The sequence below is a fragment of the Noviherbaspirillum album genome (assembly GCF_035916955.1).
Classification (GTDB): domain Bacteria; phylum Pseudomonadota; class Gammaproteobacteria; order Burkholderiales; family Burkholderiaceae_D; genus Noviherbaspirillum; species Noviherbaspirillum album.
The window spans coordinates 547077-557797 of record NZ_JAWIIV010000001.1 but is presented as its reverse complement, the minus strand read 5'-3'; the positions used below and the strand labels follow the sequence as shown (position 1 = coordinate 557797).

10 protein-coding genes are annotated in these 10721 nt (G+C 52.1%); 2 read left to right on the top strand and 8 right to left on the bottom strand.

What is annotated here, in order from left to right:
- Positions 1–193: 193 nt before the first annotated feature.
- The 6 genes from RY831_RS02470 to RY831_RS02445 form a co-directional block, all read right to left on the bottom strand.
- Positions 194–481, bottom strand: coding sequence for a hypothetical protein (locus RY831_RS02470; RefSeq protein WP_326504744.1), 288 nt, complete (start codon positions 479–481; stop codon positions 194–196).
- A 24-nt stretch (positions 482–505) separates the two neighbouring features.
- Complete coding sequence (locus tag RY831_RS02465) at positions 506–913, bottom strand: hypothetical protein (protein ID WP_326504743.1); 408 nt, start codon at positions 911–913, stop codon at positions 506–508.
- Between the two features lie 17 nt (positions 914–930).
- Positions 931–1440, bottom strand: a complete 510-nt coding sequence (locus tag RY831_RS02460; protein ID WP_326504742.1) for a hypothetical protein — start codon at positions 1438–1440, stop codon at positions 931–933.
- 639 nt (positions 1441–2079) lie between these two features.
- Positions 2080–2607 carry a DUF2199 domain-containing protein gene (locus RY831_RS02455; protein WP_326504741.1) on the bottom strand — a complete coding sequence of 176 codons (528 nt, stop codon included), beginning with the start codon at positions 2605–2607 and terminating at the stop codon, positions 2080–2082.
- Positions 2608–3499: 892 nt separating this feature from the next.
- Positions 3500–3808 carry a glutathione S-transferase family protein gene (locus RY831_RS02450; RefSeq protein ID WP_326504740.1) on the bottom strand — a complete coding sequence of 103 codons (309 nt, stop codon included), beginning with the start codon at positions 3806–3808 and terminating at the stop codon, positions 3500–3502.
- Between the two features lie 110 nt (positions 3809–3918).
- On the bottom strand, positions 3919–5307 hold the full coding sequence (locus tag RY831_RS02445; protein ID WP_326504739.1) for an FAD-binding oxidoreductase: 1389 nt from the start codon (positions 5305–5307) through the stop codon (positions 3919–3921).
- A 130-nt stretch (positions 5308–5437) separates the two neighbouring features.
- Between RY831_RS02445 and RY831_RS02440 the strand changes: the two genes are divergently transcribed.
- On the top strand, positions 5438–6361 hold the full coding sequence (locus RY831_RS02440; protein WP_326504738.1) for a LysR family transcriptional regulator: 924 nt from the start codon (positions 5438–5440) through the stop codon (positions 6359–6361).
- Between the two features lie 494 nt (positions 6362–6855).
- On the opposite strand, the gene RY831_RS02435 is transcribed toward RY831_RS02440, so the two are convergent.
- On the bottom strand, positions 6856–8427 hold the full coding sequence (locus tag RY831_RS02435; RefSeq protein WP_326504737.1) for an alkaline phosphatase family protein: 1572 nt from the start codon (positions 8425–8427) through the stop codon (positions 6856–6858).
- Between the two features lie 95 nt (positions 8428–8522).
- Complete coding sequence (locus RY831_RS02430) at positions 8523–9500, bottom strand: Bug family tripartite tricarboxylate transporter substrate binding protein (RefSeq protein ID WP_326504736.1); 978 nt, start codon at positions 9498–9500, stop codon at positions 8523–8525.
- 50 nt (positions 9501–9550) lie between these two features.
- Between RY831_RS02430 and RY831_RS02425 the strand changes: the two genes are divergently transcribed.
- Positions 9551–10567: a LysR substrate-binding domain-containing protein gene (locus tag RY831_RS02425; RefSeq protein WP_326504735.1), complete on the top strand. Its 1017-nt coding sequence runs from the start codon at positions 9551–9553 to the stop codon at positions 10565–10567.
- Positions 10568–10721: the final 154 nt, after the last annotated feature.

Sequence of the window (10721 nt, the reverse complement as noted above, 5' to 3'; positions counted from 1 at the left end):
CGACCTATCGAAATCCAACGCCAGCGGCAGCTCCGGACGACATTCCAGACAGCGATATAACAGAGCGCAAGCGCGGGACGCGCCCCTTACCGGCCTGTCGGCTTTCCGCGGAGCGGACGTTCAACGTTCGACATGAGCCGTAAGCGCCGACTTGCCGGCGGCTGACCGCACGATGGTGGGCTAGGCGCTACCGTTATAGCAGCCCCACCTTTCGATACCACCGCACACAGAAAGCATCGAGGATTGTGAACACCACGATCGCAATGAAAAACAGAGGGGGCCGTAGAACTGTACCTGCAAAAAGCGGAACAACGACGAACCAGCATGCCAGTTTGTATTGGAGCGGAAGCGCCGCGTATCTTGCGCCCTTCTCCGGCGCGCGCTTGAATTCGCGGCGATTAAGAAGAAACACGCCGATCAACGATAGGAAATAGACGATCGCGAAGAGAATCGCTTGATGAATTGGAGAAAGCCAGCTCACACTAAGGCCGCGTGCAATGTATTTTTATATCGCTTCAACACGAAGGTTTGCGAAACTATCTTCATGTAATGCCAGCTTGCGCACACGAGCAACCATCTCATCGTGACTATCCATTTTATTTTTACCCAAGACCTTTTCTAATAGCGAGCGCTGCTTCTCGATCATTATCCGCCACTCCCCCTGATTCGGATCCTTGCTGGAATCATCTACCATGCCACTGACTCCAATCAAGTAATTAGTCATGCCGACCGCTGCTCCCATTTGCCAGCCCCAATCCTCCTGCCATTCGTCTTCAACGCTTACTCCTTCCAGGCTCAACCTCTGACGTAGCCACTGTGCGAAATCTTCACCAAAGCATCCCTCGTTGATGAAATGGGGCTTCGTTTCCGAAAGATTGAAGCGATTAGTATCGAGAAGAATGTCAATCCGCATATGAATAGATATAGCAACTATGGTAACTGGCGTAGGGAGCCATCCGTGTCCAGATTCAACGGCGTATCAGGATTTTTTGCGAGGACCAATTTATACCAGGGTTTGCCGTCGTATGCGAAAGCACTTTGTTCCACTAGGAACTTTGCATCTACGCGCTGTATAGGATTATGGGCAGCCGAGACCGCGAAGTCGCCAAAATACCGCCTATGTCTTTCAACATGCACAATTTCATTCTTGTTCCGAAACACCAATAGAGTCTCGCCTTCGTCGACATCTTTCCGAATCAACCGCGTGCAGGTTGAGGCCTCGAGTTTCAGGCTTTCGCATATGGAAACGCGCCGCTGGTAAGGTCCGAACACATAAATTTCGTCCCAGGGAAAGTTGGTCAATTTTGCTATATCGATGTGCTTTACTTTCTTGTCCCGAACCTCCCGTCCGATATTCGTACCGACCATGTTTGAGCCAGGCCCGATTAAAAAACAGCCAGTAAGCAAGATGGATAAGGCGAGAAGGATGCGTCCGCGCATATTGAGTAAGTCCTATCGTCCTCCGTGAACGGCACCTTTAAGTGCCGGTTCAACGGTCCTTTTAGGCACAGTCACTGCCCGCCAGCTCATGAAGATAAACGCCACGACAACCAATGTTACAGCAGCGACACGGCCAAATTTGTTCCCAACATACATCACGACTGCAACACCGATAAAGAAGCTGCAAACGAAAAGAGTGTCCGATAACGAGGTCAGATTTCCCGAAAGTACCCACAGCGGAAGACCTATAGGCGCTGCGACGAGTGCTACTACCGCGCCTACGCGTGAAAGTGGCAGACGACGAAACCTGGAACTTGCAACCGCAAGGAATAGCGGGAGCCCGCCAACTGTCAACAACAACAAGCCAAAAAAGTGCGCCCACGCGTGCTGCCATGGGACCCAATGGCGAGGAGCACCTCGGCTAGTAGGATTCACGCGCACCAAGCCTATCGTCAATGCCTCTTGTACGGCAACTAGAAGATTATAAAACGCGGGAAGAGCCAGAAGGGTAGTTGCAAGTAGTCCTATCGCGAGCGCTATACCGAGCCGATTCGGTTGGTCTTGCTGATTCTGCATGTCGGTCATGGCACCTGGCGTGGAGCTGACTGGCACGCGTGCGTGACTAGGTCCAGCGACATGTTAAATATCATCGTCCGCATCAAAAAAGCCGGTAGCCTCGAGAATGTCATGGTGCCTTTTCCGGGAGATTCCGAAATCCTGCTCTTGTTTGAGAGGGTGAGATGTCCCGCTAGTTACATGAAAGGTCGGTCGCTGGCCTTCGTCTTGTAATTGAACGTCAACAATGAGCCCGATGGCAGTCTCATAGCCTGGCAGCTGATTCGCGATGCGGCCAGCGAACCTCGGTATGCCTCGACCATCGACTTCAAAGGCTGCGACATAACGATCATGATCCTCACGCGAGACCTCAACCCAAGCCCCCCAGTTGAAGTTTCCTTCGTCCTCTTGAAATGGTAATGGCAGAACACCCCTTATGAAGTATCGAGACTCATCTAACGTACACAGGTCTGGATTGCTTCTTGACCGGAGGTAGCGGGAAAGATATTCAAGTTCGTGAATGGCGTCCGGAAGACGGAAGCCATAGTCCGTAGGTAGTCCAACATGTTCCTGACCGCAGGTCTCGCAAACAAAAGATTGGGTTTCGCTCATTATTGATATTTAACTAGGTTTATACGGCAGGGTATGCCTGATAAAACAGGATGGTGTCTGATAAAACATTTTTTCAAATTTCCCGCAAGGCGCATGCCGCTTGGTCTGCAGCCTACACTTTGCATTCACACAGTATCAATTAACCGTAAAAAGCGACACCCGAATCCGGCTTCCAGGCAACCACCTACGTTGTCCGACCAGCGACGCCGCTTCCTGAGAAACAAGCAGTACAGTCTGCAGACGGAGCAGGTCTATGTGTCTTGGGCAAGATGGTATACCCGCTTTCACATACTGCGCCATCCCTCAGACATGGGAGCGCTGGAAATCCTTATCCAACGGCCGACCGGCTTGGGGGGTTGAGAGATAATGCGGCCAACGCCTCCTAATGGTCGGCATGCACCGCACCAGGTATCGAAGCCAATGGCAGCTTTGTGCCTCCAACCTGTCATTAGACTCTTAGGCGAAACTGCAGAACCCAAGCCTTACCGCTCTGTTGCCTTACTCTGCAGCAGACATTCAAGGACTTGATTGGCCGGCACCAGCGACGTCTGTCTCGAATTTCGGGTCATGTATTGTGGTGATCGAGCAATTGTTTAACTGCGCCTTGCCGCAGCTCTTCATCCTCAATACGCTCTTGATACGTCTTATACCTTAGGTCGCCGGCGTCGACTTTCTTCTCCAAACAATCCGCGGTCGCCAGTCATCGGGAATTAGGTTTACTTGGATTAAGTTCGACTCCACCAACTTCTGGCGGTTGATAGACGTCCACACCGATTCAATGTGTCGAATGGACCATGTCATAACCGGAATCTGCCGCCGGCGGCGAAACCCGGATTTTTGTAGGCCCGGGAGAAAACGGAACGAGACAAGTGAAAAAGCCCGGCGCAAAACCTTATACCAATCCCAAGCCCTTCCATGACATGAGATCGCGTCTTTTTCCGCCTGGCGGCGTTGCGCTTGTCATCCATAGCCCCGCTATGGATTCCTCCCGCGCCTTGCCAGGCAAAATATCATAAGGCGACACCCATCCCGGAATGGCCCGCATGCGTTCTACCCAAGCTCCGATATGCGGATAGCGCTCGGCAAAGTCGTACCCGCTCTCCTCATTCGGGTAAAACAGGTAGCCGCACATCGAACAGAAAATAACCGAATTTCCTGCTGTACGTGAAATCGGGACAAGGTCATACGCCGTTGCGTCCATTCAAGCCTCTACGATTTAGATCGCGCGCAGTGCAGCCGAATTTTCATCGTGATCGGTGTTCTTCCTCGGTACGCATACAACTATGATGAACGGATACGCAATAAAATGAATCAACGTTGATCGATAATTCTTCCAGTGTTTAATGTCGATTTTCGGTCTACCGCCTGTTTGATGCTGCGCATGAGTGCGATTTCGTCTGCACTGCGACTATGTTTCAGGAATGGTTTCTTGAGGCGCCCAATGCCATGTTCACCGGAAATACTGCCACCGACCTTCTCGACAGCGGCATACACGAATTCATCGATAGGTGCAATGTCTTCGTCACGATGCGGGCCGGTAGCGTAATGCAAGTTGCCGTCCCCTAAATGGCCAAAGAATAAGTGTTTTGCCGAAGGATAGTGCGCCTGCATGGCATTTTTGATTTGGAAAATGAAATCCTCCATTCGAGATAGGGGGATGCCGATGTCAAATGCAATGTACGGTTTCATGTTTGCGAGCAGCTCACCGATCGCATCACGCATCTCCCATAACTGGGATGCTTGCTCATTGGACTGCGGCATAATGACATCGCTTACCACGTTGCTCTCCAGCGCCATTTCCAGTAGCTTTTCCAACGCCTGTTCCTGTTCCGGCGAATCGACTCCCTCGGCTTCGAGCAGAACATAGAGGGCATACTCAGTATCGAAAGGCTTGGCTCGGCCAAGAGCTGCCGACGCAAGATGCAGGTAATCATCCCACATGACTTCAAATGCAGAGAGGGAGGGAAGCGAGGAGCGGGCCATTTTCAGAAGTGTCGTCACCCTTTCAAATGATTCGAGCGCGCAGAATGCGGTATAGCGACGTTGCGGTTTTGGAAACAGCTTGAGTACGACTTTTGTGACAACGCCAAGGGTGCCTTCGGAGCCGATGAACAAATGCTTGAGGTCAAGCCCTGTATTGTTCTTCATCACCTTGTTGAGCATGGAGAGCACAGTACCGTCCGGAAGTACAACTTCAAGGCCAAGCACAAGCTCTCTCATTGTGCCGTATCGAAGAACACGGTTTCCGCCAGCGTTGGTCGCGACATTGCCTCCGATCTGGCAGCTACCGCGCGCGCCGCAATCCAGGGGAAAATACCAATCGTGGGCATCAACAAGATCCGCTAACCCTTGGAGGGTTATGCCGGCCTGGACAGTGACTGTCCCGCCCTGTACATCCAACTCTTCTACCTTGTTCAGACGCTCCAGTGAAATAACCATATCGCCTTCATCAGGTACTGCGCCACCCGCAAGACCGGTGAGACCGCCCTGTATCGTTAACTTTTGGCCAGCGGCGTGGCAGGCCTTCACGATTTGGGCAACCTCTTGCGTGGTGCGTGGGCGTACGACTGCGAGTGGGTATCCACCGGCGAGCCCGCTCCAGTCACTAAGATATCGCTCCATATCCAATTTGTTATGAATTGGGGAAAATGGCGCCAGAGAGGCCATTAACTGCGCTGCTGGGTTATTTGCCGTATTCATGTCCTCTCTCCTGCAGAAGTAAAAGCGTCATATCAGATACGTTACACTTCGGAAGAGACTCCGTATATTGAGTAATTTTCATAAAACCATAACCATGCGGTTATGACTGTCTGTCCGAACATTCACTCCGATGCCATCCAATCGTTTCTTCGACGCTGACCTTAAGGTCCAACAGCTACGGGTACTTGTACAACTACACCAATTGGGGAAAGTGCAGAAAGTAGCGGATGTATTGCATGTATCGCAACCCGCCATATCTAAGCAGCTCCGAGAGATCGAGATCGTCACCGGCGTGAAGCTATTCGAGCGGATTGGTAATCGCATCGAATTCACTGCTGTAGGTCATCACCTTGCAAGGCGAGCAGCGCAGATCCTTCAGGATTTGCGGTCGCTTGAAACCGAGGTCGCAGCGCTGTCACAAGGATTGGCCGGCGAACTAATTGTTGGCATGGTTACCACCGCAGTGCAAGTACTCGTACCTGAGGTTCTTCTGCGATTTCGCCAGTTGGCTCCCAATGCAAGTGTCAAGCTTATGGAAGGGACTGCCGGCGAACTATTTCGCTCGTTAGAGAAGGGACAGGTCGACCTGGTTGTGTGCCGGGTGACAGACAAAAGAACCTTGAAGCCAGGCCTGTCGAATGTTCTACTGACGGATCCTTTAGTCGTCTGTTGCAGTAAGCAACATCCACTTGCTTTATCTACAAAGCTTGACTGGAGTGACATGGCAAAACAGGACTGGATCGCGCCGGTGAGTGGTTCGCCAGCCTTTGATGCGTTTATTCGATTACTCGAAAATCACGGCTTGTCGCCTAGTATCGCGGTCCAGACCATTTCAATCACGGCCATCATTCCGCTATTGGAAGCGAGTACTTTGATTGGCCTGCTTCCATTGAGTATGGCCAAGCGGCTCGCGCTCGAACAACGTATCGCGATACTTCCATTAGACACGGACAACTTGCTGGGACAGATATCGGCGCACTGGAAGTCGGGTGATACGAATCCGCTGACTGGCTTGATGACCGACTGTCTAAAGGAGTTCAACCAGAGGCGGTAATCAATGCCATTCATCGGTCTTGCGTCATCATCGAGCCGAGACAGATTCCTGATGATGCTGAAACCAGGTGATCGCTTCCCTGTCCGTGGCAAACAATGCATCAAGCCCCACGCTGATACCTGCCCAGACATCGCGCCGAAATGCTGCAGCGGTGGGGCGTGGCCATTGAAGGAATGGCAGCATGCTTAGCAGACGCCAGAAAACCCATTGCATGGTGACGGAATTGCTCGTGCAATTTGAAAAGGAAAGGAAAGGAAGTGTTTAAGACATCCTTGTCACCGGTGCATGACTAATTGAAACCAGAACACGCACTGGTGTTATACCAATCCCAAGTCATAACATGACAAATGAGATCGATGGATTTTTTCGCCTGGCGAGGCCGAGGTGCGGATCAGGTATCCATAGCGGGCTATGGATGACGAACGCAACGCCGCCAGACGGAAAAAGACGCGATCTCATGTCATGGGATGACTTGGGATTGGTATCAGCCAGGTCTACCAGACACCGAAGAAGACGCCTGCCTGCTTATGGCGATTGGTTGCACGTTCCACTTCGTCGTAGCTGATTGTGGTGCGGCGTTTCAACGAAGAGAACCATCCCAGCAAGCGCTCTCGCATTGCGGCGCGAACGGCTTCGTGGCTTGCATCGGTTCCAAGGTCGTGAAATTCATCTGGGTCATTCTTCAGATCGAATAACTGTGCCGGCAGGCCTTGCCAGTGAACATATTTCCAGTCATCGGTACGCACCATCCATGCCTTGCATTCTCCGGGGTGGCGGCCAAGCGTTCTCCTGGCTTCGCGGAATGAGTAATCCAGTTCCGAAAATACAGCATCGCGCCATCCACTTTCGGGAAGCATGCCGTTGTTGCGAGTAAGGGCTAACAGAGAGCGGCCTTCGATACGATGGCTTGGGATATCGATGCCCAATCCATCCAGAATGGTAGGCACGGTATCGATCGCTTCGACAAAATGGCTCATGCTCAAGCCACGAGTTCCATTCGCGTCGGCCGACGGATCATAGACCAGGTAGGGTACGCGTTGGATTGTGTCGTAGAACTGTTCTTTTTCGCCTAGCCAGTGATCGCCCAGATAGTCACCGTGATCGGCAGTAAACACGATCAGCGTATCGTCCCAGCGCCCGCTTTGCTCCAACGCTTCCCATAGACGGCCAAGTTCATCATCGAGTTGTTTGATCAGCCCCTGATAAGCCGGCCGAACTTTTTGGACGACTTCATCGCGCATGAAATTTGCGCACTCTTCCTGCTGACGATAGGCGGCCAGTACAGGATGTTGGCGTTCAAGTTCCTGCTTCGTTCGCTTGACCGGAAGGCATTGTTCAAGCGAGTACATATTGTGATAAGGCGCTGGCGCCATATAGGGCCAGTGCGGCTTTACGTATGACAGGTGCAACACCCAGGGCATCTCGCCACGGGAGGAAATGAAGTCTATTGCCTGACTGGTGGTGTAGGCAGTCTCAGAGTGTTCCTTGGCCACACGGGCCGGCAAATGTACGTTACGCATGTTCCAGCCGGAGACTTGCATGCCGTTTTCGTCAATGGCGCCAATGACAAAATCGGTCCAAGGGTCGTTGCTGTCGTAACCATGACGTCTTAAATAGTTGGCATAACCGCCATGTGGTTCTGCATGATGGCCGTCATAGCGGTCGACCAGCGAGAAGCAGCCTTCTCGCAATAAGGCTGCGATCTCGCTGTCTCCATCCAGTCCAAGTCGTTCCATTCCCTTTTTGTCCGGCACGACATGCGTCTTGCCGGCCAGTGCAAGATCCATTTGCCTGCCACGCAAATACTCGCCGAGCGTGATTTCATTGATTGACAATGGAACGCGATTCCATGTCGCACCATGGCTTGAGACATAGCGGCCCGTATAGTAAGACATTCGGGACGGCCCACAGACGCCGGACTGGACAAACGCGCGTTCAAAGCGTACCCCTCGCTTCGCAAGCGCATCAATGTTCGGTGTATGCAGGTACGGATGTCCATAGCAGGACAAATGATCCGCACGCAACTGGTCGCACATGATGAATAGAACGTTTCTAGGAGTGCCCATGTTTGAATCTGTTAAAAATAGATGCCGGCTCACTGCAAGGCAGTTCGCCGGCTTGGAAATCGAAGGAACCGAAAATGTTTAAATAACAGTTGTGGTTATTCTTCGGGGTTGAAGCCGGATGCCTTGACGATGGGCGCCCACCGTTCCGCGTCGGCTTTCTGAATGGCGGCCAGTTCCGCTGGTGTCGTGCCAGTTGCATCCATTCCCATCTTTGCAAACCTCTCCTTTACCTCAGGTGACTTCAGGGCGGCAACGGTCACTTGATTGAGTTTCTGGAGTGTGGCTGCCGGTGTCTTCGCCGGTGCGTATAACCCATACCAGCCCGCAGCATTGATCTTGAATCCAGACTCGGTAAAGGTTGGGACATCTGGTAGTACCGATGAGCGCTGGGAGCCGGAAGTTGCAAGTACCCGGAGCTTCCCGGCCTTGTGCATTTCGCTCAAGTTCACGTCAAGGTCAAACAGAATGGGTAACTGACCGCCGATTAAATCGGTGGCGGCAGGTGCGGAACCCTTATAAGGCACATGGACCATGTCTGTTCCGAGCGATTTCGCGAACATGACGCCATAGAAGTGCGGCAGTGAACCGGCTGCCGGAGAACCGTAGTTGGCTTCATTGGGGTGCGCCTTAATCCAGGTCACCAATTCGCCCAGATTTTTGACGGGCATTTTGTTGTTGGTTGCTACCGCATACTGGAAGGTGGCCAGCTGTGTGACCGGTTCGAAGTCCTTAACAGGATCGTAACGCAGCGATTTATATACCGACGGAAAGATGGACATCATCGCCACCGGAGTCACAAGGAGAGTCTTACCATCCGGTGCCGCATTTTTTACTGTTTCCACGGCAATACGACCTGAGGCGCCAGGCTTGTTTTCGACGATCACGGTTGCGCCGAGACTAGACCGCATTTTGTCTGCAATAAGTCGTGCCGCCACATCGGTAGAAGCCCCAGCGGCGAAACCAACGATCAGCCGGATAGGCTGACCATCGCTCTGGGCCATCACATTTTGAGAAAACGTCGTTGTTACTACAGTAATGGCCACCGCAAAAAGGGCGCTTCGGCTGGTAAGCATAATGTCTGTCTCCTTCGATTTATGAAGAGCCATAAAACGTGTTCTAGGCTATGCCCTATGTTGACATCTTGTTTTCATTACTGTCCAATGAAAATCTTCTCCATATCGATAACCATAAGGTTATGGCTGATTTGATCGAAATCGAGCGGTATATCAGGCGATCGATGAAGATTCGCCATCTTCATCTGCTCGTCGAGCTTGCAGTCCGGAAAAGTATTGGTGACACTGCAACGGCCATCAATGTGACCCAACCTGCAGTTTCCAAAATGCTTTCAGAAATAGAAGAAGGCATCGGCTTGCCCCTTTTTGAGCGGGTAGGTCGAGTATTGATCCCAACCGTCTATGGACAATGCCTGATTCGCCATGCCCGTGAAATACTGGCGAGCGTGCAATTTGTAAGTGAAGAACTGAGATCGTTGTCAGGGGGTGTGGTCGGCAAGGTTGTCATTGGTATGATGAGTGTTGCCGCCCCAGTGTTGATTCCCCAGATGGTTGGCTTGCTTAAGCAAAGCTGGCCAGGCATCAACCTGAGCTTGCGTGAAGGATCAATGGAAGAGCATCTCTCTGATTTGAGGGTTGGGAAGCTCGATCTAGTCGTTGGACGCCTCTTGAAGGAATTTTCTTCTGATGACTTGCATGAGGAAGTTCTGCTGGACGACCCGGTTGTGCTGGTAGTGGCGTCCAACCATCCGCTAGCGTATCGCGAAGAAGTCGAATGGCATGAGCTGAATGGATTGCCCTGGATCCTTCCTCCCGAAGGCGCGCCGATGAGGCTGCGCCTTGAATCTTTACTCGCCACTCACAACGTCTCATCTCCTAACAATGTCGTAGAGTCCATTTCGCTGCTCGCGAACCTGTCGCTGCTCCAAGCGTACCCGGTGCTGGGACTGTATCCGCAATCGTTGGCTAGGCAACATGAGACTAGCGGTTTGCTTCGCGTCTTGCCACTTAGCCTGGGGCAAGTACTCACACCAGTTGGAATGGTGTGGTTAAGCAACCGTCTTCCGTCGCCAGCATTAGAGACAGTTCAGGAAACAATGCGCAGTGCAGTACGTATCATTCGATGATGCGTAATAACGTTTAGTCGCGCAAAGCTTGCGGTTTTCAGCTCGCCTGAAGATGAGCGCAAGATTGTGGGAAGCTCTGGGCCCCGGCCCGCGCCACTGCATCAGCCGCACTCAAAGCACGGGTACCGCCGTATCTACAAATTCGGTAGCCACA

Bases quoted from the DNA above. Each gene is read 5' to 3' on its own strand.
- RY831_RS02465 (WP_326504743.1), bottom strand. From the start codon at position 913: ATGCGGATTGACATTCTTCTCGATACTAATCGCTTCAATCTTTCGGAA.
- RY831_RS02460 (WP_326504742.1), bottom strand. From the start codon at position 1,440: ATGCGCGGACGCATCCTTCTCGCCTTATCCATCTTGCTTACTGGCTGT.
- RY831_RS02455 (WP_326504741.1), bottom strand. From the start codon at position 2,607: ATGAGCGAAACCCAATCTTTTGTTTGCGAGACCTGCGGTCAGGAACAT.
- RY831_RS02450 (WP_326504740.1), bottom strand. From the start codon at position 3,808: ATGGACGCAACGGCGTATGACCTTGTCCCGATTTCACGTACAGCAGGA.
- RY831_RS02445 (WP_326504739.1), bottom strand. From the start codon at position 5,307: ATGAATACGGCAAATAACCCAGCAGCGCAGTTAATGGCCTCTCTGGCG.
- RY831_RS02440 (WP_326504738.1), top strand. From the start codon at position 5,438: ATGCCATCCAATCGTTTCTTCGACGCTGACCTTAAGGTCCAACAGCTA.
- RY831_RS02435 (WP_326504737.1), bottom strand. From the start codon at position 8,427: ATGGGCACTCCTAGAAACGTTCTATTCATCATGTGCGACCAGTTGCGT.
- RY831_RS02430 (WP_326504736.1), bottom strand. From the start codon at position 9,500: ATGCTTACCAGCCGAAGCGCCCTTTTTGCGGTGGCCATTACTGTAGTA.
- RY831_RS02425 (WP_326504735.1), top strand. From the start codon at position 9,551: ATGCCCTATGTTGACATCTTGTTTTCATTACTGTCCAATGAAAATCTT.